This window comes from Hymenobacter sp. UYAg731, from assembly GCF_054061335.1.
On the sequence record NZ_JBSSEC010000007.1, the window covers coordinates 41403 to 62315 of the forward strand.

Below are 20913 nucleotides of genomic sequence, written 5' to 3' on the forward strand. Positions count from 1 at the left end.
GCAAACCCAAAACTACCGGGCCTTAAAAGCCCCTGAAATGACAAAGCTCAACCCCATAGGTTGAGCTTTGTCAAACGCACTCTGTGCCGCCCGCAGCGTCTCACCGCCCCGCGACCTACCAGTGCGCCCGGCGCAGCTTTTCGGGTTCAAGCACCCGAATGGAGTGCTGGTTCAGGGCAATCAGGCCATCTTGCTTGAATTCGTTCAGGGTGCGGCTCAGCGACTCTGGGGCGGTGCCTACCAGAGCGGCCATGTCGTCGCGGGTGAGCTGGATGGCGGTGTCCGGCTGGCCGCCCGCTTGCGCGTGCAGCTGCAGCAGCGTGTCGGCCACGCGCCGGCGCAGGGAGTTGTAGGCCAGGGCCAGCAGATTTTCGGCCTGCCCGCTCACCTGGCCGGCCAGCAGGCGCACGAACTGCTGACCCACGGCGGGGTTGCGTAGCAGCAGCTCCGTAAAATCGGCCTTTGGAATGTAGAGCAGCTCCGACTCGTCGACGGCAATGGCCGAATCGTCGTGGGGCGCGTCTTGCAGCAGGGGCAGGTAGCCGAAGAACTCGCCGGGGCCGTGCAGACCCACGACCAGCTCCTTGCCGCCGTCGGTGGTTTTCACCGTCTTCACCCGCCCACTCTGCACGAAATACAGCCTCGTCGCCTCGTCGCCTTCGAGGTAAATATCCTGCTTCTTGCGAATCAGGTGGGCTTTGCGGTCCAGCGAGAGGCTGGCCAACGTACCGGTTTTCTGCGCGTCGTCCAGGAAGTGGCTCAGGCCGGCGGGCGTGGCCTCGTAGTCGGGCTGGAGCTGCTGGAAGCGGTGCAGGCGGCCGCTGACGGCGCTCAGCAAATCAGCCTTTTCAAAGGGCTTGGTGAGGTAATCATCGGCCCCCAGGGCCATGCCGCGCCGCCGCTCGGCCAACTCGGTTTTGGCGGTCAGAAAAATAAACGGCACGCCCGTGAGCTGCGGGTGCTGGTTGAAAATCTGGAGCACGCCGTAGCCGTCGAGCACCGGCATCATGATATCGCAGATGACCAGGTCGGGCCGGGTGGTGAGGGCCAGCTTCACGCCTAGCTCGCCGTTTTCGGCCGTTAGCACGGCGTAGCCAGCCAGCTCCAGCAGTTGGGCCGTGTTTTCCCGGATGATTTGGTGGTCTTCAATGAGTAAAATAAGGGACATTTTAGAAGAGGATTAGTCGGGCGTGGTGAGGGGCAGCGCGATGGTGACGGTGGTGCCCTGGCCGGGGGCGCTTTGCAGGTCGATGGTGCCGCCCATCAGCTCTAAGTATTTGGTGATGATGTAAAGGCCCAGGCCGGTGCCGGGCTCGGTGATGGTGCCAGGAGCCCGGAAAAACTGCTCGAACAAGTGAGCTTGGTCTTCCTTGGAAATGCCCACGCCCTGGTCCTGCACCGTGATGGTCAGCTCCTGCCCCTGGCAGCCCGCGCGCACGGTGGTCACCGCGTTTTCGCCCGAATACTTGAGGGCGTTGGAGAGCAGGTTCATCAGGATTTTGCGCAGCAGCGAGGCATCGAGCCGCACCGGAATGGGGCAGTGCACGTGCCAGTCGATGGTTTGGCCGACTTTGAGCAAGCCCTGCACGTCGGCCACCGTTTCTTCGACCAGACTGTCGAGGTTGAGGTTGGCCGGGTTGGCTTCGATTTTCCCTTCCTCGATGCGGCCCACCGACAGGAATTCCTCCAGGATGTTGTTCAGGTGCTGCACCGAGGTGCGGATGTGGTCAATGTACTTAAGGCGCAGGGCCTGCTGGTGGCCGCCGGGGAATTCGGCAATCAAATCGGCGGAGGTGAGCACGGCGGTGAGCGGCGTGCGGAACTCGTGGGAAGCCATGCTCACGAAGCGCGACTTCAACTCGCCCAGCTCCTGCTCGGCTTGCAGGGCCAGGGCCAACTCGTCGCCGCGCTTTTCCAACTGGTCGAGCGTGATGAGCAAGGCATTGGTGCGGTCGTTGACCTTTTGCTCCAGCTCGACGTTGGTGTCCCGCAGCCGCGCGAAGCTGGCATCCAACTCGGCGTTTAGCTGCTGAATGCGCTGCCGGGCCAGGACCTGTTCGGTTACTTCGGTGGCCACCACGGTGATGCCCGCGACGCGGCCATCGTGCTCGCGCAGGGGGGTGTACACAAAATTCCAGTACACGGTGTCGCGCCGGCCGTCGCGGTCGATGAACGAGGGCAACTCGTGGGCCACGTGGGGCACGCCCGTGACCAGCACCCCGTCGAGCAGCTCCTCGAAGCCCTGGCCGGCTGCTTCGGGCAGCAGCTCGAACAAGGGCGTGCCCTGCGCCTCGGCCGGGGTGCGGCCCCACATGGCGCACACGGCCACGTTGGCCCATTCCACCACGAAGCGCGGCCCGCGGAACACGGCCACGGCCACCGGGGCCTGCTCAAAAATGCGCTGCAGCTCCCCGCGCTGGTTTTCGGCTTCGGCGCGGGCCGCTTGTTCGCGCGCCTGGCTCGCACGCAGCGCGGTCTCCACATCGGTGCGGGGCTGGTCGGCCGTGTCGGTGAAGCTCACCAGCAGCCCGGTGCCCACGCGCTGGCCCGCCACCCGGAAGTAATTATCGTAGCCGTCGGACTGATAATTCACCTCGTAGTGGCCCGGCTGCCCGGAAACAAACGTGTCGCGGTGAAACGCGAAGGCCCCGTTGCCGAGCGTGTTGGTGAATTGCTGGAGGTAGGTGTGCGTGGTGGTGGCCGGCAGGCCGAGCATCCGCTGCGCCGCCGGGTTGAGGAAGGCGAAGGCGAAATCCACGACCTCCCCGGCCGGGCCATAGACCGGGGTGTAGAGCACGATGCCGGTGAGCGAAGCTTCTAGCAGGGTTTCCAGCAGCTCCTGCGGCGGAAAGCCTCCGGGGGTGGGCAGGGAGTAAGACATAGGGGGCAGTTGGTCAAAGGTCTGGGCCGGCGTACAGGGGCGGCTACGCCCATCAGCGGTCCCCTGACGGGCATCACGCAACTGGCCAGCGAGTTGCCGTGCTTCGCCGGCACCGCCGGGCAGGCAGCCGGAAGCTAGGACAGGAGCGCGAGTTTAGCCGCGCGGAGGCCCCAGGGGGCAGCAGACTCGCGCAGGCTTATGCAACCGGACTTGACAAACATCAACCCGGCTCCGTGATGGGTGTCATACGAGTCGGGGGCGGCTTTCGATAATTTTGCCACTACTTAATTATGGCACGCTTACGGCGTGCCACGGTGTTGCTTAATTTCCCCAGCCTATGTTCCCCGCCACTATTCGTCCGCTGCTGCCCGCCCACGCCGCCATGCTGCTGGTGCTGCTGCCCGCCGTAGGCCCCGGCACCAAGCAGGAAACGCAGCCCGTTCGCACCGCTACCAATCTGTTGCTGAAAGGCTTGCAGGTAGAATTAGGAACTGCCGTCCGGGTGCTGAAAGTGGACGAGGACAGCCACCCCGCCGTCCTGCACGCCTTCGATGGCCGGGGCCTGCCGGCTTTCGTGCTGCTGCGCGATGGGGAAGAGGTATATCGCCAGCAGGGCCTGCCCGAAGGCACGCCCATGGCGGCTCTGCTGCTGAGTAAGCTGGCGGCATTCGATGATTAGTGGGGTTTCGGAATTAGTGGATAGTAGCGCGAACTTTCAGTTCGCGTCGCGAAATGGGCCGTAGTTCCGATGCGGGGACGCGAACTAAAAGTTCGCGCTACGAGGGGCTGTACCCTAACCCCGAAACTGCTCCAGGGGCCGCAATCTGCCAAATTATTACTGCGGTAAATATGCTTCGACAAGCGGACACCGGATGTAGCTGAACAGATTCTTACTATCCCATGGCGGTCTTTTCCCCACGCTCAATTCTGATATGGCTCCTGGGTTTGCTGGGGCTGGGGGCTCTGGGCGGGGGCGGGCTCCTGGTCATCGCTCCCACTGGCCGGCTGCTGGGAATGCCGGTGGCCATGCTGGCCGGGTCGCCTTTCGCTGATTTTCTCGTGCCCGGCATTGTGTTGTTTACCGTGCTGGGAGTGGCCCCGTGCCTACTGGTCGTAGCCTTACTGAAGAAACCCCAAAGCCCACTGGCCGAACGCCTCAATTGCTTCGGCGACATGCACTGGGCGTGGACGGGCAGCATCTACGTGGCTTTCGCCCTCATCCTGTGGATACAGCTGGAAATGGTTTTTCTCAATGCCGTCAACTGGCTGCACACAGTGTACATGGTGTGGGCCATTGCCATTCTCTTCGTGGCCTTGCTGCCCAGCGTCCGCCGGCGCTACAAAAAGCCGGAGATGTGGGCCACTGTTCCCGCCGTAAAATCGCTTTTGAGCGCGGCTGTTAGCCATCCTCAAGCCAGCCGCATCCAATGATGAGTGTCAAAATGAAGCTGCTCGTAATCAAAGCCCTGCACACGGTGGTATGGGCCTTTTTTGTGGCCGTGATTGGCTACGTGCTGTACTGCGGAATTGCCAATAAAGTAACACGCTATACCTGGCTGGCCAGCGGGCTGGTGGTGGCCGAGGGCGTGGTGCTGCTGGTTTTTCAACGCCACTGCCCGCTCACGCTGCTGGCCCGGCGTTACTCGGCCTCCACCCAGGACAACTTCGATATTTTCCTGCCCAATTGGCTGGCCCGCCACAACCAGTTAATTTTTGCCTCAATTTATGGATTTGGGCTCCTGCTGCTGGGCTACCGCCTGGTGCGGGGTCATTCGTAACAAGCCACTCCTTTGCCATGACCAGAAACATGCTTCGTCTGTTGGCCGCCACGGCCCTGGCTGCCCCCATTTTAGCCCTATTGGCCGCCCGCACCTCGGCGGCCCGGCGGTTGCGGCGCGATGTGCGGCAGCTGTTTGCCGCCGCTGATAATGGCCCCGCCCGCGTGTACCACGAAGCCCAACTGGCGGGGCTGCCCGCCCCGGTACAACGGTATTTCGGCCACGTACTGCCCGATGGGCAGCCTTACCCGTGCGGGTTGCGTCTGCGCCACGGCGGGCAGTTCAAAACCGATTTAAAGAAAGATTGGGTGCCCATCGAAGGCGAGCAGTACATCACGGCCGACCCGCCGGGCTTCCTTTGGCAGGGCACGACGCGCTGGTTTACGGCCCGCGACGAGTACGTAGCCGGTCACGGCGGCCTCACGGTGCGCCTGCTTGGGGCCGTGCCCATTGTGCACGGCCAGGGCCCGCACTACGACCAGGGCGAGCTGCTGCGCTGGCTGTCCGAAGCTGCCTGGCTGCCCACGGCCTTGCTGCCCAGCCAGCGCATCGCCTGGACGGCCGTAGACGACCAGTCGGCCCGCCTCACGCTCACGCACGCGGGCCAGACGGTGACTTGCCTGGTGCGCTTTAACGAGCAGAACGAGATAGCCACCTGCGAAGCCCTGCGCTACTTCAGCGACACCGAGTTACTGCCCTGGGAAGCACGCCTTTCGCAGTACCGCCGGCAGCAGGGTATGTTGGTGCCCTTCGCTGGCGAGGCCAGCTGGGTGGTGAACGGGCAGCGCCAGCCCTACGCGCGATTCTTCGTACAAGAGTTGGGTTATGAGGCGCTCCAGGCGTTTTAGCGAAAGATATGCAGGCCGGCGGCCGCGGACCAAACCAGGGGCCGGCTGGCGCGTACACCTCAGGGGCTAACCCGGCCCCCATTCACCGAACTAACTTCCTCCCCGATATGATACCCAGCGACGAGATTCTTGAAGACGACGATACCCATGCCCAGCCCGAGGAAAAAGAACTAGACTTGCCCAACCAAAACCCGGTGAACATCATCCCCGGTGGCTACAATGAGGAGCTGGCCAAGCAGCGCGATTACCAGCGGGAAGAAAGCAACGGCAAGCTGAGCGACGATGCCTCGGCCCACCGCAATGTGGGTGCCAACGGCTACACCCAGCGCAATGACCAGAAAGACCAGCTCCAGAACCTGCACATTGGCGGCTCTGAAACGGAACCCCAGGGCGGCAACAACTACACCACCGCCGACGAACAGGCTCAGGGCCCCGGCTTCACCGAAGAAGGCAGCTACGAGTTGGGCGCGGGCATCCGGATGCACGAGCAGAAGCTCGGCGATGACCACACCAGTGGCCCCGCCCTCCAGCCCCAGGACGCGACGAGCAACTAAGCGCCCGCTCCGTCTACTCGTTGAAGTGGCGAAGCGGGCAAGGGGGATGCGAATAAGCCGTCTTCGTAAAATCAATTGCAGCACTAGTGGTGGCTGCCCAGATTCGTGCGGGAGTCGGCGGCCGCGGACACCGGCCCTAGCACCTCACGCAGTTGCGAGCCCGCAAAAGGCAGGCCTTCGAGCGGGGCCAGCAGGCACTAGTCAAACGCGCCCATAGAGAGCGGCAGCAGGCCCACTGCCGCCAAGGCCCAGCCTTTGCGGCCTTGGGCCATGCCGACCGCAATCAGGGAAGTGCCGATGGCTACGCGGGTGAGGCGACCGGCGGGGGAGGCCATAAAACGCAGGAAATTATCCATGAGAAAAGGGAGGTTAGTAGTTTCGAAAGGAAATTTGAGAGGGGTATGCAGCGACCTGACCAGGGCGGCGGGGATGGGGCCTCAATCCAGCGGTTCAGCCGGCAGCAGTAGCACGGGGACGGCGCAATGGCGCAGCACCGCGGCCGTGACGCTGCGGTGAAACAGCTCACTCCAAAAGCTACGCGGCCGGGCAATGAGCACGAGCAAATCGGCTTGGGTGTCGGCTACAGCTTGCAGAACGCCGGGGGCGGCGGGCGTATCGGCTGCCTGGTAAAGCTCCAAGGGGTTGGCCGCTGGCACTAGGCCGCTGGCGCGCACATCAGCCACGGCCAGCCGACTGGGGGGGCCACCCTGGGGATGCACCTGGACCACGGTGAAGGTGCATCCCCAGGCGGCCAACAACGGGGCCAGCGCCCGGCTCGCGGCATTGGGGGTGAAGGGTTCGCCATCGACGGCCACCAGCACGCGCTGGGGCGGGCCGACGCACGGGGCATCCCGGGGTACCAGCAGCAGCGGGCGGTGGGTGGCGCGTAGCACGGGCAGCACCTAGTCGAGCAGGAAACGGTCCAGCAGGCGCTGCTCGTGGCTCAGGCCCAGGGCCAGCAGCAGCGCCTGCTGCTGGTGCACGGCCTCGGCTACCGCGTCGGCCATGAAGCCGGTCGCTTCCAGCACATCGGGATGTCCTGGCAGGCGGCGGGCCAGGGCATGCAGGCCGGTCATGGTTTCGGCCTCGTTGCGCTGGGTTTGCTCGGCGGATGCGGCCACCAGCTCCGGCTCCAGCAGCACGGGGTACGCATCGAGGTGCAGCATGGCCAGCCGCAGGTGCAGCGGAGCGCCCAGCGCGGCGGCGTAGCGGGCGGTAGCTTCGGCGGCATCGGCAAAATTGGCGAGCACCAGGATGGAATCGTTCATGGGAAAAGACGAGCGGTTGGTTGAAATCGAAAGCAGTTGATGGATAAAACCCCGGCTGGCTACGCCTCGGCCGGCAGCAGCAGCACGGGAATGGGGCTTTCGCGCAGCAGCCGGGCCGTGACGCTGGCGTGGAACAGGCCACCCAGCCAGCTGTGGGGCCGGGCCACGATGACCAGCAGGTCGGCATCCAGCCGCGCGGCTTCTTCGAGCACGCCGGCATGCACCGTGCGCTGGTACACCTGATGCAGGCAGGTATCGGGCAGGGCATCCACCAGGTCGTTTTCGCGCACGGTGCCCAGCAGGGTTTCCGGGCCGGGCATGGTTTCGCCCTCACCCACGACGTGTACCACGTCCAGGGTGCCCTCGGTGGCGGCGAGTAAGCGGCGCAGCAGGTCCTGGTTGGGGCGCAGGCTGAAGGGCTGCCCGTCGACAACCAGCAGCAGGCGGCGGGGCGGAAAGGCATCCCAGCCGGGGCTGGGCACGAGCAGCAGCGGGTAGGGGACGTCGCGCAGTAGGAGCAGGGCCGTGTCGGTCACTAGGTCGGTGGGCGTCACCACCGGGTCGGGGCGGCCCAGCACCAGTAGCAAAGGATGGCGATGTTGCACGGCTTCGTGGATGGCCGTGGGCAGAGCGTCGTCCGAAATATCGACTTCGGTGGGCACGGGCTGCTCGCCAGCCAGCTCTTGCAGGGCGTAGAGCGTTTTGCGCTCCCCCCGGGCGGTATGGTGGCTTTCGCCGTACACTTCGGGGGCCAGTAAAGCATCATGGCGGGCGTGCAGCAGCAGCAGGTGGGCGCGCAGCGGCACGGCCAGCCCCGCCGCATAAGAAAGCGCCCGATTGGTAACGGCGTAAAAATCAGTCAGCACTACAAGGGAAGGGGTCATGGCGAAACGGGTTAACTGAATTATCAATGGGAATTGCCTGCCGGCGGCCCGGCGGGGGCCTCGGTCGGGGGCGCGTATGTCCAGCCCTCGGCCGACATAGAGGCGTCGGCTTCCCGCACCACCTCGAGGGTGGCCGGGCTAATGACCCGGCCCAGCGCGGTGGCTTCCGGGGCTTGCGCGTAGGCCGGGCCGTGGCGTAAGAGTTTGCGCGGCGGTTTTAGGGGCATTGCCAATGCTGCCGCTTAAAGCCCGCTGGCGGTGGACACCACCAAGTCATTGTCCACGTAGCGGGCACCCGCGTTGTAGGCGTCGTAGGCGGCCTGCTCGCGGTCGAGCCAGGTGGCCACGGTGCCGGTAAGGGTCGCGCGGCCCTTTTCGACCAGCACCTCAATGAGTTGGTTATGCAGGCTCGGCGACCAGAACCAGCGAGTGCGGATGCGCTCGGCGAGCGCAAAGTCGGCGTTCGGCTTGGGATTATACACCGCGAAGCCGTCGAAGCCAGGGCTGGCGGCCACGGTTACCCAGTTTTCCAAATCGGCCACGCCATTCACGCCGGAAGCGACGTCGCCGGCCTGCTGTTGCTCGAAGTGGCTGCCCACCTGGCCGTAGAGCGAGGCCTTGCCGTTGCGCACGTACACGCTGAAGTCGAAGAAGCCCACGTAGGGGTCGCGGGACAGCGCCTGCTCAATGCTGTGAGTGACGTGGAGGTCGGGGATGAAGCGGTTGGTGCGCACTTTCAGCAGGTTATGCACGTCCCACACGCCCACCACGTCGCGGGCGTCGCGCTCGGCATCCTTTTTGGCGCGCAGGTTGCTCACGTGCCCGCTCAGCGTCACAATACCGTTGTGTACCACGATGGTGGGCTGAAAGGAGAGCACGCGCGGGTCGTAGAGGAAGGAATCGCGCACGGCGGCGGCAATATCCTCGTCGTTACGGTCGGCGTACTTGTGGCTTCGCAACTCCGGACTAAGCGCCCAGTAGGCCACGAACAAGTCGCGGGCATCGACGCGGCTCGCGCCGGCTTGGTTGGCGGTGGCGATGACCTGCGCCTTTTCGGCCGCCGAGCCCACCGTGCCCGCCAGGTGCACCACCCGGTCGTAGGTCCGAATTTCGACCAGGGCGCTGTGCACGCGGATGTCCCAGTCCAGCAGCTCGCGGATTTGGGTGGTGATTTCCTCATCGGAGTTCTGCACCTCGCCCCACTGAATCACCAAATCGTCGGTTTCGAGGCGGCGCACGCCCCGCACGCCGCGCAGCACGCGCAGCACCAACTGCTTCTCGGCCCAGGACTGCACCATGCCGGTCACGCGCACCACGCCATCGGTGGCGGTAGCCTGTACATTGTAGCCGGCAGTGGCCGGGTCGTCGGCCAGGGCCGCGGCCAGGTGGGCGTTCAACTCCGCGTCAGGCATGTCGGGCGTACTGATGAGCAGCTCGTTGACCACCCCCCGTACGCCGCGCACGGCCAGCGTGATTTCTTCAGCCCGTTCCCGGGCTAGCAGGTTGTCGGTGATGCCGGTGAGCTCCACGATGCCCGCGTGGGTGCGCACGTCAATCAGGTGGGTGGGCACGCCCTTTTCGGTGAGGAAAAACAGCTCAACGGCGGCCGTAATGGCGGCGTCGCTGACGTGGTTGGCGGTGGCGGGCTGGGTGTCGTAATCAAGCGTTTGCATGGGAAAGAACGAAATGAAGTGATGGTCAGCAGGAATGCTGAGGCAAAAGTCGACCAGGCCCGAAGGCAAACCTTTGATGATAATCGGCTCATTCCATGACGTTCGTCAAGCAGCTGCAGCAGCACCTATTGGGGCGGATTTGCTGGCACCCGCAACGCCGGGGTGTCTGTCATCGAGCAGCATTTCACCAGGAAACCTACTGGATGACCGGGCACCCGTTCCCGTCTGCTTCCGCCCGTTGCCTTACGAGGCCAGCAGCGCCCTGCGGGCGGCGGCCTCCGAGTCGTAGCCCACCAGCTGGCCATCGTCCACCCGGGCCAAGACGGCCGCCGTGGCGCGGTGTCCGAAAAAGTCCTGCGCAAATACCACGGCGTGGTGGCGCAGCCCCGCCCGGTGCGCCCGCGGGTACCAGTCGGTGGCCATCCAGTCGGCCAGCTCGTCCCACATCAGGTGCGACTCACGGCGGTCGTCGAGCAGGCGGTGGCAGTGCAGCATGGGCAGCTCCGCCAGTATATGCTCGTAGCCGGCGCGGGTGGTGGCTAGGGTTTGGGCCGAGGTCCAGCGGGCATCCAGCAGGTTGTCCACCAGGTCGTAATCGAGGACAAGTGATGCCGATTGAGAAAGCAGGTGATGATGCATAACGGGAACGGGGCTAGCGGTGCAGGGTTTTCACGGCTTCAAAGAGCACCGTCGGGTCATATTGGCCTTTGTATATGGCCGGGGGCTCCTTGCCAAGCTTCAGCAGCTCGTACACCGCCACCTGGGCCGAGCGCACCGAATATTCCACGGTGAACACCACGTCGTCGGGCATTTCGACGAACTGGCCCACGAAGGCGAAGTTGGTTGAGCCAGCCGGTACTACCTGGGGCCGGTCGCCGGGAGCGCGGGTCAGAAATTGGCTGGTGATGTAGGGCAGCATACAGGGAATGCAGTTGGCTTCGGCCAGCAGCGCCGGCAGGTGCGGGGTGAAGTGCAGGTGCTGATACAGCTCGGTCAGGATTTCCGCGCCCGTGCAGTCGCTCATGCGCTTGGGCACGTAGTTGCCCACGCGGTCGGGGTATAGGGCGTAACCCCAGAATACCGTCACATCGGCGGGCTGCTGCGGGAAATGCGGCTGGTAGGCCAGCACCACCGACAGCAGCCAGCTCGAATCCTTGAGCGTGACCAAGGCCCCGGTGCCCGCCGCGTTGCCGGAAAAGGCTTCCATCAAATCAAAGAACAACGTGCCCTTATTCGTAACCGTGAACGATTCCCATTTAGATTCATCGATGCGCTCGTCGAAGACATAGGGCCGGCCGAAATCCGAATACTTTTTGGCTACCGTTTCCCACAAGGTCCAGTCCCCGTTGGCGCGGGCAGTTTTCAGGGCCGGGGCCGTCGTCATCGAGCCCAGCGTGGAGTTGGCCGTCATCGAGCCATTGGTTAGCAGCACCACGTCGTGCGGCTCCACGTACTGCGTTTGGGAGGCTTCATCGCGCCGGTAATGGATGCGGGCCACGGTCCTAGCGGTGGCGTGGGGGACAAAACCCAAGTCCGTTACCTGGCTACCCAGCCGGAATTCCACGCCTTGGCCCTGTAGCCAGACGAGGAGGGGCCGCACGATGGAATCGTACTGGTTATACGGGGTGCGGTCCACCCCGGCCAGCGTGTCGATGCGCCAGAACTCGTGCAGAAAGCGCAGCAGGTAGCGCTTAAACTCCACGAGGCTGTGCCAGGGCTGGAAGGCAAACATGGTGGCCCACATAAACCAGAAGTTGCTGACGAAGAACGCCTCGCCGAACCACTCGTTCACGCGCTTGGTGCCGAGCAGCAGCTCGGGCATGGCCAGCAGCCCCACCAAGGCCAGCCGGTCCTGCTCGCTAAAACCCATCGAGGTAACGTCCACGACGTGCCCGTCGCGGTCCACTACGCGGGCCTGCGCATGCGTTTTGTGGGCCAGATTAAAAGCGAGAATGTCATCGGTCACCGACTGCGTTGGGTGTTCCAGCGACGGCACCGAGTCCAGCATGGCGTAGGTACAGCGGTAGCTGAAATTCAGCATTCGGCCGCCGCGCAGCACGTAGCCCGTGTCAGCCTGCCCGCTGCCGTCCAGGCTGCCGCCCACGAGGTCGGCCTGCTCAAAAATATGAATGTTCGGACCCGGCATCTGGCCATCGCGAATGAGAAAAACTGCGGCGGCCAACGAGGCAATGCCGCCGCCAATCAGGTAGGCGTGACGGTCGGCAGGGGAGGGGACGGGCGGGTGCATGAAGTGGGGAATCGGGTGGTAGCAGTTAGGGGGAGGTCAACCTCATCTGGCGTCCGCGCAATTGAAGTGTTCCCGCCGCATCTGGCGGAAGGTGCCGCAAACTGGTGGTGCAAGATTAGGTGTGCCGAGCCGCGGACTACATGAGCAACATCATGATTTGAGCAGACTTTCAACAAAGTTTTTGGTGGAATACGCCCGGTTATTTGCCAGTGATTTTATCACTAGAAAGTGCGCCTCTATGGACAAGGATTTGCAAGGAAAAACCGCCCTGGTTACCGGGGCGGCCTCAGGTATTGGTCGGGCGGTGGCGCTGCTCTACGGGCAGCACGGGGCCAACGTCATGGTGTCGGATATCGACGAAACTTCGGGCCAGCAGGTGGTGGCCGAGCTAAGCGCCGCCGGGGCCCACGCCCGCTTTTGCAAGGCCGACGTGGGCGATGCCGCCCAGTGCCACCAGCTGGTGCAGGCCACCGTGGCCACCTTCGGCCGGCTGGACATCGCCTGCAACAACGCCGGCATCACCGGCGAGCTGAGCCTGACCGCCGATTATTCCATCGAAGGCTGGCAGCAAATTATTAACGTGAACCTGAACAGCGTGTTCTTCTGCCTCAAATACGAGCTGGAAGTGATGCTCAAGCAGGGCAATGGCTCGATTATCAACATGTCCTCCATTTTGGGGCAGGTGGGCTCGCCCCGGCTGGCGGGCTACGTCGCGGGCAAGCACGGCATCGTGGGCCTCACCCAAACGGCAGCCCAGGAATACGCGGCCCAGGGTATCCGCATCAACGCCGTGGGCCCCGGCTACATCGACACGCCCTTACTGGGTGCCTTCTCGGCCGAAACCAAGGCCGGGCTGGTGGCGCTACACCCCATCGGCCGGCTGGGCCGGTCCGAGGAAGTGGCCGAGCTGGTTATCTGGCTCAGCTCCGAGAAAGCCACCTTCGTGACCGGGGCCTATTACCCGGTTGATGGCGGCTACCTGACCAAGTAATCCAATGAGTGATTCAACCGCTCTCCCGGCCCCGCCTATCAGCACCCTCTTCGTGGACATTGGCGGCGTGCTCCTCACTAACGGCTGGACGCAGGCCTCGCGCCAGCTGGCCGCCGCCACTTTCGACCTGGACGCGGCCGAAATGGAGGAGCGACACCACGTAATATTCGGCACTTACGAGCTGGGCCACCTCAGCTTGACCGACTATCTGCGGCAAGTGGTATTCCACCGGCCCCGGTCGTTTAGCGCGGCGGCTTTTCAGGACTTCATGTTTGCCCGGTCGCAGCCTCATCCCGAGATGCTGGCGCTGGTGCGGCAGCTGAAGGCGAAGTACCACCTCAAAATAGCCGTGGTCAGCAACGAGGGCCGCGAGCTGAATGCCTACCGGATTCACACGTTTGGGCTGGCGGAGTTCGTGGACTTTTTCGTGTCTTCCAGCTTCGTGCATTTCAGCAAGCCCGACGCGGCCATCTTCCGCCTAGCCCTCGATTTGGCCCAAACGCCAGCCGAGCAAATCCTGTACCTCGATGACCAGCCGTTGTTCATCGACGTGGCGGCCGGGCTGGGCATCCGGGGCATTAGCCACCAGGACTATGCCACGACCTGCGCCCAATTGGCCGCTTTTGGCCTCTCCCTTTAACGCATCCCCTTATGGCCACCGCCGCTGACCTCATTTTAGTGCTCAACGGCGGTTCGTCCAGCGTTAAGTTTGCCGTGTACGAGCCGGGCGAAATCCCGCAGCGCCGGCTGCACGGCCACCTCGACCGCATCGGCCTGCCGGGCACCCAGCTCACGGTCAGCGCGGGGCCGGAGGCGTCGCCCACCACCAGCCCGGCCGCCGCGGCCGACCCGGCGGCCGCCGCCAACTTCCTGCTCAACTGGCTGGACCGGCACGCCGTGTTTGCTACTCTGGCGGCCGTGGGGCACCGGGTGGTGTATGGTGGCCCTGCGCACCAGACCCCAGAAATTATTACCCCTGCGCTGCTGGCCGACCTGCGCCAGCTCACCGCCTACGACCCCGACCACCTGCCCGGCGAAATCGCCCTGATGGAGGCCGTGCAAATGCGCCACCCGCAGCTGCGGCAAGTGGCGTGCTTCGACACGGCTTTCCACCAGCACATGCCCCGCGTGGCCCAGCTACTGCCCATCCCGCGCCGCTTTGCGGCGCAGGGGCTGCGGCGCTACGGGTTTCACGGTATTTCCTACGCCTACCTGCTGGAGGAGCTGGGCCGGCAGGCGGGGCCGGCGGTGGCGCACGGCCGCGTTATTCTGGCGCATTTGGGCAGTGGGGCCAGCCTGGCCGCCGTGCTCGATGGCCAGAGCCAGGACACGAGCATGGGCTTTACGCCCGCCGCCGGCCTGGTGATGGGTACCCGCCCCGGCGACCTCGACCCCGGCGTGGCCGCCTACCTGCTGCAAGCCGACCGCCTCACGCCCCAGCAGTTCAACCACCTCATCAACCACGAAAGCGGCCTGCTGGGCGTGTCGGAAACGAGCTCCGATATGCGCGATTTGCTAGCTGCCCAGGCCATCGACGCGCGGGCCGCCGACGCGGTGGCGCTCTTCTGCTACCAGGCCCGCAAGTGGGTGGGTGCCTACGCGGCCGTGCTCGGCGGCCTCGATACGCTGGTGTTTGCCGGCGGCATCGGCGAGCACGCGGCCGAGGTGCGCGCCCGCATCTGCGCCGGGCTGGGGTTTCTGGGCGTGGAGCTCGATATGGCCCACAACGCCACCCACGCCGCCGTGATTTCCAGCGCCGCCAGCCGCGTCACTGTCCGCATCATCCCCACCAACGAGGAGCGCATGATTGCGCAGCTCGTCCAGCAGCTTTTGCTGACTGGTGAAGACAAAACTATTTAAACCAACCCCTTATGGAAACCAACACCCTCGCTCCGCCGGCCGTGCGCCCAGCTGCTTTGCCGCTGACGACGGAAGAAGCCACTCTCATCGACGCCTACTGGCGGGCCGCCAACTACCTGTCGGTGGGCCAGATATACCTGTTTGACAACCCGCTGCTCAAAGAGCCCTTGCAGCTGGCGCACGTGAAGCCGCTGGTGGTGGGCCACTGGGGCACCACGCCGGGCCAGAACTTCATCTACGCCCACCTGAACCGGGTTATCAAGAAGTACGACCTGAACATGTTTTACGTGGCCGGGCCGGGGCACGGCGGCCCCGCCATTGTGGGCAACGTGTACCTGGAGGGCACCTGGACCGAGGTGTACCCCGAAATAACGCAGGACGAGGCGGGGCTGAAGAAGTTCTTCACCCAGTTTTCGTGGCCGGGGGGCATTTCCAGCCACGTGGCCCCCACCACGCCGGGCTCCATTCACGAGGGCGGCGAGCTGGGCTACTCGCTCAGCCACGCCTTCGGGGCGGTGTTCGACAACCCCGGCCTCATCGCGGCCTGCGTGGTGGGCGACGGCGAAGCCGAAACCGGCCCGCTGGCCACGGCCTGGCAGTCGACCAAGTTTCTCAATGCCCGCACCGACGGCACGGTGCTGCCCATTCTGCACCTCAACGGCTACAAGATTTCCAACCCCACCGTGCTGGCCCGCATCGAGCCCGACGAGCTGGACCAGTTTTTCCGGGGCTGCGGCTGGGCCCCCTACTACGTGGAGGGCGACGACCCGGCCACCATGCACCAGCTCATGGCCGCCACCCTGGACAAGGTGGTGGCCGAAATCCAGCGTATCCGCGCGGAGGCCCTGCTGGACGACGATGCCCCCCGCCCGCGCTGGCCCATGATTGTGCTGCGCTCGCCCAAGGGCTGGACGGGCCCCAAAATCGTGGATGGCCTGCCCAACGAAGGTACTTTCCGCTCGCACCAGGTGCCGCTGCTCGTCGATGCCCAGCACCCGGCCCACGTGGCGCAGCTCGAAGCCTGGATGAAAAGCTACCGCCCCGAGGAGCTGTTTGACGACGCCGGCCGCCTGCGGCCCGAACTGGCCGCGCTGGCTCCCACCGGCCCCCGCCGCATGGGCGCCAACCCCCACACCAACGGCGGCCTGTTTCTGCGCGACCTGCGGCTCCCCGATTTCTGCGACTATGCCGTGCCAGTGCCCGCGCCGGGGGCCGTGGACGGCCAGGATACGATGGTGCTCGGCCTGTTCCTGCGCGACGTTATCCGGCTCAACCAGGAGCAGCCCAATTTTCGGGTTTTTGGTCCCGATGAAACCATTTCCAACCTGCTGGGGGCGGTGTTCGACGTGACCGACCGGCAGTGGGAGGCCCGCACGGTACCCGGCGACGAGTTCCTGGCTCCTGTCGGCAACGTGCTCGACGCCATGCTCAGCGAGCACCAGTGCGAGGGCTGGCTCGAAGGCTACCTGCTCACGGGCCGGCACGGGGTGTTCAACTGCTACGAAGCCTTCGTGCGCATTGTGGACTCCATGTTCAGCCAGCACGCCAAGTGGCTGAAAGTGACCAAAGAAATCCCCTGGCGGCGGCCCATTGCCTCGCTCAATTACCTGCTGGCCTCGCACGTGTGGCAGCAGGACCACAATGGTTTCACGCACCAGGACCCCGGTTTTCTCAACCACGTCATCAACAAAAAGGCCGACATCGTGCGGGTGTACCTGCCGCCTGATGCCAACTGCCTGCTCTCGGTGATGGACCATTGCCTGCGCACCCGCAACTACGTGAACGTGGTGGTGGCCGGCAAGCACCCCCTGCCCCAATGGCTGACCATGAGCGAGGCCGTAGTGCATTGCACGACCGGCATCGGCATCTGGCAGTGGGCCAGCAACGACCAGGACGTGCCGGAGCCCGACGTGGTGCTGGCCGGCTGCGGCGACACGCCCATGTTGGAGGTGCTGGCCGCCACCTCCATCCTGCGCGAACACTTGCCCGAGTTGAAAATCCGGGTCATCAACGTGGTCGATTTGATGAAGCTGCAGTCGGCCAGCGAGCACCCGCACGGCCTGAATGAAGCCGAATACGACTCGCTCTTCACCAAAGAAAGCCCCATTATTTTCGGCTTCCACGGCTACCCCACGCTGGTGCATCAGCTCACCTACCGCCGCACCAATCGCCACCTGCATGTGCGGGGCTATCTCGAAGAGGGCACCATCACCACGGCCTTCGACATGCGCGTGCAGAACAAGCTCGACCGCTACCACCTAGTGCAGAGCGTGCTCGAACGCCTGCCCGACCCCGGCAGCAAGGGGGCCTACCTTCAACAGCTGATGCAGCAAAAACTCATTGAGCATAAGCGCTACATTCACCAGCACGGCGAGGATATGCCCGAAATCCGCGAGTGGAAATGGAAGGCGCAATAGCTGCTATGTGAAAGCAAAAACGACTAATAAGGCCGTCATGCTGAGCGGAGTCGAAGCATCTCTACCGCGCAAGTAATTCAACCGATTCAACGAAGCGGTAGAGATGCTTCGGCAAGTTCGGCATGACGTTCGGGCGAGATGTTTCGACTCCGCTCAGTGTGACGGCCCTTATAAACAACAACATAATGAACCTAAAAACCCTGTCCGCTACCGCGCAAGCCCTGGTAGCCCCTGGCCACGGCCTGCTGGCCATGGACGAAAGCACCGGCACCTGCAACGCCCGCTTCGCCGCCCTCGGCATTCCCGAAACCGTGGACGCCCGCCGGGCCTACCGTGAGCTGCTGGTGACCACGCCGGAGCTGGCGTCGGGCATCAGCGGGGCCATTCTGTTTGATGAAACCATCCGGCAGCGCACGGCGGCGGGCGTTTCCTTCGTCGAAATCCTGCAACAGGCGGGTATCATCCCCGGCATCAAGGTGGATGTAGGCGCGCACGAGCTGGCCGGCTGGCCGGGCGAGAAGGTGACCGAGGGTCTCGACGGCCTGCGCCCCCGCCTAGCCGAATACGCGCAGCTCGGGGCCCGTTTCGCCAAGTGGCGGGCGGTGCTGGAAATCGGCCACGACCGGCCCAGCCGGGCCTGCATGGAGGCCAATGCTCACGCGCTGGCCCGCTACGCCGCCCTGTGCCAGGAGGCCGGCCTGGTGCCCATCGTGGAGCCCGAAGTGCTGCTGACTGGGCCGCATTCCCTGGCCCGGTGTGCAGTCGTGACGGAAGAAGTGCTGCACGAAGTATTCGCCCAGCTGCGCACCCAGGGCGTGACGCTCGAAGGCATGCTCTTGAAGCCCAGCATGGTACTGGCGGGAGCCGACTGCCCTAAGCAGCCGACGACCGCGCACGTCGCCGACGCTACCCTGACCTGCCTGCTGCGCACGGTGCCAGCGGCCGTGCCGGGCGTGGCGTTTTTGTCGGGTGGCCAGTCATCCGAGCAGGCCACGCGCCACCTGGCGGCCATGCACGAGCGCGGCGGGCAGCTGCCGTGGGCCCTCACGTTTTCCTTTGGCCGGGCCCTGCAACAGCCGGCCATGGAAATCTGGGGTGGTCAGGCTGCTAATGTGGCCGCCGCCCAGCGGGCACTGCTGGAGCAGGTGCGCCATAACGCGGCGGCGGTTGCTATCGTCCCGGCAGGTGTATTAGAAAGAGTAGCTGAGTGAAACGCCAAATCAGCCGGCAATTACCACCGGGCCGGGGACATGAGAAGGCCACCAGAGTGGCCGAACACGTGCTGCTACCCGTGCCCAGTTAGCGCCTATGTGGTCAGTCGCCTGGGCGCAATTCGTTCCTGTTTTTCTAACCCCTTCGCATAATGAAACCCCAATCTGAACCGGCCACGGCCACTCTGCCACCCGTTGCTTCCGGCGACAAATCGCCGGCCCAGCCGCCGGTGCCGGACCATACCGGGCACCACGGGCAAGATGCGTCCGCATCGTCACCAGCCAAGGCGGGCGCGGCCCCCAAGCCCATGGACCACGGCCAGATGGACCACAGCAAAATGGCCGGACACGACCACGGGGCCATGATTGCCGACTTCCTGCGCCGGTTCTGGGTGTGTCTGGCGCTGTCGGTGCCCCTGGTGGCCGGGTCCACGATGTTCCAGCACCTGGTGGGCTACCACTTCACCTTCCCGTACAGCACCCCGGTGCTGCTGGCGCTGGCCACGGCCATTTTCGGGTATGGCGGCTGGCCGTTTCTCAGTGGCACGGTCGCGGAGATACGCAGCCGGCAGCCGGGCATGATGACGCTGGTGGCGGTGGGTATCACGGTGGCCTACGGTTACAGCGTGGCCGTATCGGTGGGCTGGCTGCGGGGCATGGACCTGTTCATGGAGCTGTCCACGCTGATTGACATCATGCTGCTGGGCCACTACCTGGAAATGAAGTCGGTGGCCGGGGCCTCGCACGCGCTGGAGCTATTGGTGCAGCTGCTCCCGGCCGAGGCCCATCAGAAGCAGGGCGATAAAATCAGCGACGTCAAGGTCACGGCCCTCGTGGTGGGCGACCTGGTGCTGGTGCGGCCCGGCGAGCGAATTCCCACCGACGGCGAAGTGACGGACGGCAGCAGCGCCGTGAACGAAAGCATGCTCACCGGTGAAAGCGTGCCGGCACAGAAGGAAGCGGGCGGCAAGGTCATCGCCGGGGCGGTGAACGGCGAAGGGGCCCTCACCATCAAGGTGACGCACCAGGGCGCGGACAGCTACCTGAACAAGGTGGTGAAAATGGTGGGCGAAGCCCAGGAAACCAAGTCGCAGACCCAAACCCTGGCCGACCGCGCCGCCGGCTGGCTCACGGCCGTGTCGCTGGTGGGCGGCCTGGGCACGCTCGCGGTGTGGCTCTGGCTGGGCAAGGGCGCGGCGTTTGCCATCCAGCGCATGGTCACGGTCATGGTTACGGCCTGCCCCCATGCGCTAGGCGTGGCCATTCCGCTGGTGGTGGCCATTTCCACATCCATCTCGGCCCGCAAGGGCCTGCTCATCCGCAACCGCACGGCCTTTGAGGAAGCCCGCAAAATCACGGCCATGGTGTTCGACAAAACCGGCACCCTCACCGAAGGCGCGTTCGGCGTGACCCGCGTGAAGGTGCTGGCCGCGGGCCTCGACGAAGCTGCCTTGCTGGGCATGGTGGCCGCCCTGGAGCAGCAGTCGCAGCACCCCATTGCCCAGGGCATCGTGCGCGAAGCCCATAAGCGCAGCCTAACCCTGCCCGCCGTGCAGGACTTCAAATCGCTGCCGGGGCAGGGCGTGTCGGCCACCGTGGCCGGCAAGGCATTGATGGTGGCTAGCCCCGGCTACCTCAAAACCAAAAATATCACCCTGCCTCCTGATGCCACCGGCAACGGGGCCGAAACGGTAGTCTTTGTGCTGCTCGATGACCAGCTGGCGGGCTACGTGGCCCTGGCCGACCGCATTCGGGACGACTCCAAAGAGGCCGTGCAGCGACTCAAGGCCCAGGGCATCAAGGTGTACATGGCCACCGGCGACAACCAGCAGGTGGCCGATGCCGTGGCCAAAGAGCTGGGCCTGGACGGCGTGTACGCCGAGGTGCTACCCGACCAGAAAGTAAAAATCATCCAGGACTTGCAGGCCAAAGGTGAGTTCGTGGCCATGACCGGCGACGGGGTGAACGACGCCCCCGCCCTGGCCCAGGCCAACGTGGGCATCGCCGTGGGCTCGGGCACCGACATCGCGGCCGAAACCGCCGACATCATCCTGGTCAATAGCAAGCCCACCGACATCACCAACCTGGTCGAATTCGGCAAGGCCACCTACGCGAAAATGCGGCAAAACCTGTTTTGGGCCACGGGCTACAACGTCATTGCCCTGCCGTTGGCGGCCGGGGTGCTTTACCCGCATTTCGTGCTCAGCCCGGCCATGGGTGCGGTCCTCATGAGCGCGAGCACCGTCATCGTGGCCCTGAACGCGCAGCTGCTGCGCCGCGAGCTGAAATAAGCCACGGCG

At 64.5% G+C, this 20913-nt stretch carries 21 protein-coding genes; 11 read left to right on the plus strand and 10 right to left on the minus strand.

Annotated features, from left to right (window positions below; translation table 11 throughout):
- Positions 1–115 precede the first annotated feature (115 nt).
- Both ACVWYF_RS19620 and ACVWYF_RS19625 read right to left on the minus strand, forming a co-directional pair.
- On the minus strand, positions 116–1168 hold the full coding sequence (locus tag ACVWYF_RS19620) for a response regulator (RefSeq protein ID WP_457071237.1): 1053 nt from the start codon (positions 1166–1168) through the stop codon (positions 116–118).
- 12 nt (positions 1169–1180) lie between these two features.
- Positions 1181–2881 carry a sensor histidine kinase gene (locus ACVWYF_RS19625; RefSeq protein WP_457071239.1) on the minus strand — a complete coding sequence of 567 codons (1701 nt, stop codon included), beginning with the start codon at positions 2879–2881 and terminating at the stop codon, positions 1181–1183.
- Between the two features lie 337 nt (positions 2882–3218).
- Between ACVWYF_RS19625 and ACVWYF_RS19630 the strand changes: the two genes are divergently transcribed.
- From ACVWYF_RS19630 to ACVWYF_RS19650, 5 genes are all read left to right on the plus strand, one after another.
- Positions 3219–3560 (plus strand): thioredoxin family protein, encoded by a 342-nt coding sequence (locus ACVWYF_RS19630; RefSeq protein ID WP_457071242.1) that lies wholly within the window; start codon positions 3219–3221, stop codon positions 3558–3560.
- A gap of 221 nt (positions 3561–3781) precedes the next feature.
- Positions 3782–4312 carry a hypothetical protein gene (locus tag ACVWYF_RS19635; protein ID WP_457071244.1) on the plus strand — a complete coding sequence of 177 codons (531 nt, stop codon included), beginning with the start codon at positions 3782–3784 and terminating at the stop codon, positions 4310–4312.
- An 11-nt stretch (positions 4313–4323) separates the two neighbouring features.
- On the plus strand, positions 4324–4659 hold the full coding sequence (locus tag ACVWYF_RS19640) for a hypothetical protein (protein ID WP_457071246.1): 336 nt from the start codon (positions 4324–4326) through the stop codon (positions 4657–4659).
- 29 nt (positions 4660–4688) lie between these two features.
- Positions 4689–5507: a DUF6544 family protein gene (locus tag ACVWYF_RS19645; protein ID WP_457071248.1), complete on the plus strand. Its 819-nt coding sequence runs from the start codon at positions 4689–4691 to the stop codon at positions 5505–5507.
- Positions 5508–5614: 107 nt separating this feature from the next.
- Positions 5615–6061, plus strand: a complete 447-nt coding sequence (locus tag ACVWYF_RS19650) for a hypothetical protein (protein ID WP_457071250.1) — start codon at positions 5615–5617, stop codon at positions 6059–6061.
- Between the two features lie 197 nt (positions 6062–6258).
- Here ACVWYF_RS19650 and ACVWYF_RS19655 read toward each other — a convergent pair whose 3' ends face one another.
- The 8 genes from ACVWYF_RS19655 to ACVWYF_RS19690 all read right to left on the minus strand — a co-directional run bounded on the left by ACVWYF_RS19655 (position 6259) and on the right by ACVWYF_RS19690 (position 12134).
- Positions 6259–6417 carry a hypothetical protein gene (locus ACVWYF_RS19655; RefSeq protein WP_457071252.1) on the minus strand — a complete coding sequence of 53 codons (159 nt, stop codon included), beginning with the start codon at positions 6415–6417 and terminating at the stop codon, positions 6259–6261.
- A gap of 81 nt (positions 6418–6498) precedes the next feature.
- Positions 6499–6963, minus strand: a complete 465-nt coding sequence (locus ACVWYF_RS19660; protein ID WP_457071254.1) for a universal stress protein — start codon at positions 6961–6963, stop codon at positions 6499–6501.
- Complete coding sequence (locus ACVWYF_RS19665; RefSeq protein ID WP_457071256.1) at positions 6964–7329, minus strand: hypothetical protein; 366 nt, start codon at positions 7327–7329, stop codon at positions 6964–6966.
- Between the two features lie 59 nt (positions 7330–7388).
- Positions 7389–8213 carry a universal stress protein gene (locus ACVWYF_RS19670; protein WP_457071258.1) on the minus strand — a complete coding sequence of 275 codons (825 nt, stop codon included), beginning with the start codon at positions 8211–8213 and terminating at the stop codon, positions 7389–7391.
- Positions 8214–8236: 23 nt separating this feature from the next.
- Complete coding sequence (locus tag ACVWYF_RS19675) at positions 8237–8440, minus strand: hypothetical protein (RefSeq protein WP_457071260.1); 204 nt, start codon at positions 8438–8440, stop codon at positions 8237–8239.
- 15 nt (positions 8441–8455) lie between these two features.
- Positions 8456–9886: a BON domain-containing protein gene (locus ACVWYF_RS19680; RefSeq protein ID WP_457071262.1), complete on the minus strand. Its 1431-nt coding sequence runs from the start codon at positions 9884–9886 to the stop codon at positions 8456–8458.
- Positions 9887–10129: 243 nt separating this feature from the next.
- Positions 10130–10525, minus strand: a complete 396-nt coding sequence (locus ACVWYF_RS19685; RefSeq protein WP_457071264.1) for a hypothetical protein — start codon at positions 10523–10525, stop codon at positions 10130–10132.
- 13 nt (positions 10526–10538) lie between these two features.
- Complete coding sequence (locus tag ACVWYF_RS19690) at positions 10539–12134, minus strand: oleate hydratase (RefSeq protein WP_457071266.1); 1596 nt, start codon at positions 12132–12134, stop codon at positions 10539–10541.
- Between the two features lie 238 nt (positions 12135–12372).
- On the opposite strand from ACVWYF_RS19690, the gene ACVWYF_RS19695 reads away from it, so the two are divergent.
- The 6 genes from ACVWYF_RS19695 to ACVWYF_RS19720 all read left to right on the plus strand — a co-directional run bounded on the left by ACVWYF_RS19695 (position 12373) and on the right by ACVWYF_RS19720 (position 20904).
- Positions 12373–13125 carry an SDR family NAD(P)-dependent oxidoreductase gene (locus ACVWYF_RS19695; protein WP_457071268.1) on the plus strand — a complete coding sequence of 251 codons (753 nt, stop codon included), beginning with the start codon at positions 12373–12375 and terminating at the stop codon, positions 13123–13125.
- A gap of 4 nt (positions 13126–13129) precedes the next feature.
- Positions 13130–13765, plus strand: coding sequence for an HAD-IA family hydrolase (locus tag ACVWYF_RS19700; RefSeq protein WP_457071270.1), 636 nt, complete (start codon positions 13130–13132; stop codon positions 13763–13765).
- Between the two features lie 11 nt (positions 13766–13776).
- Positions 13777–14985: an acetate/propionate family kinase gene (locus ACVWYF_RS19705; protein WP_457071272.1), complete on the plus strand. Its 1209-nt coding sequence runs from the start codon at positions 13777–13779 to the stop codon at positions 14983–14985.
- A gap of 11 nt (positions 14986–14996) precedes the next feature.
- Positions 14997–17402 (plus strand): phosphoketolase family protein, encoded by a 2406-nt coding sequence (locus ACVWYF_RS19710; protein WP_457071274.1) that lies wholly within the window; start codon positions 14997–14999, stop codon positions 17400–17402.
- Positions 17403–17587: 185 nt separating this feature from the next.
- Positions 17588–18613, plus strand: coding sequence for a class I fructose-bisphosphate aldolase (locus ACVWYF_RS19715; RefSeq protein ID WP_457071276.1), 1026 nt, complete (start codon positions 17588–17590; stop codon positions 18611–18613).
- A gap of 152 nt (positions 18614–18765) precedes the next feature.
- On the plus strand, positions 18766–20904 hold the full coding sequence (locus ACVWYF_RS19720; protein ID WP_457071279.1) for a heavy metal translocating P-type ATPase: 2139 nt from the start codon (positions 18766–18768) through the stop codon (positions 20902–20904).
- Positions 20905–20913: the final 9 nt, after the last annotated feature.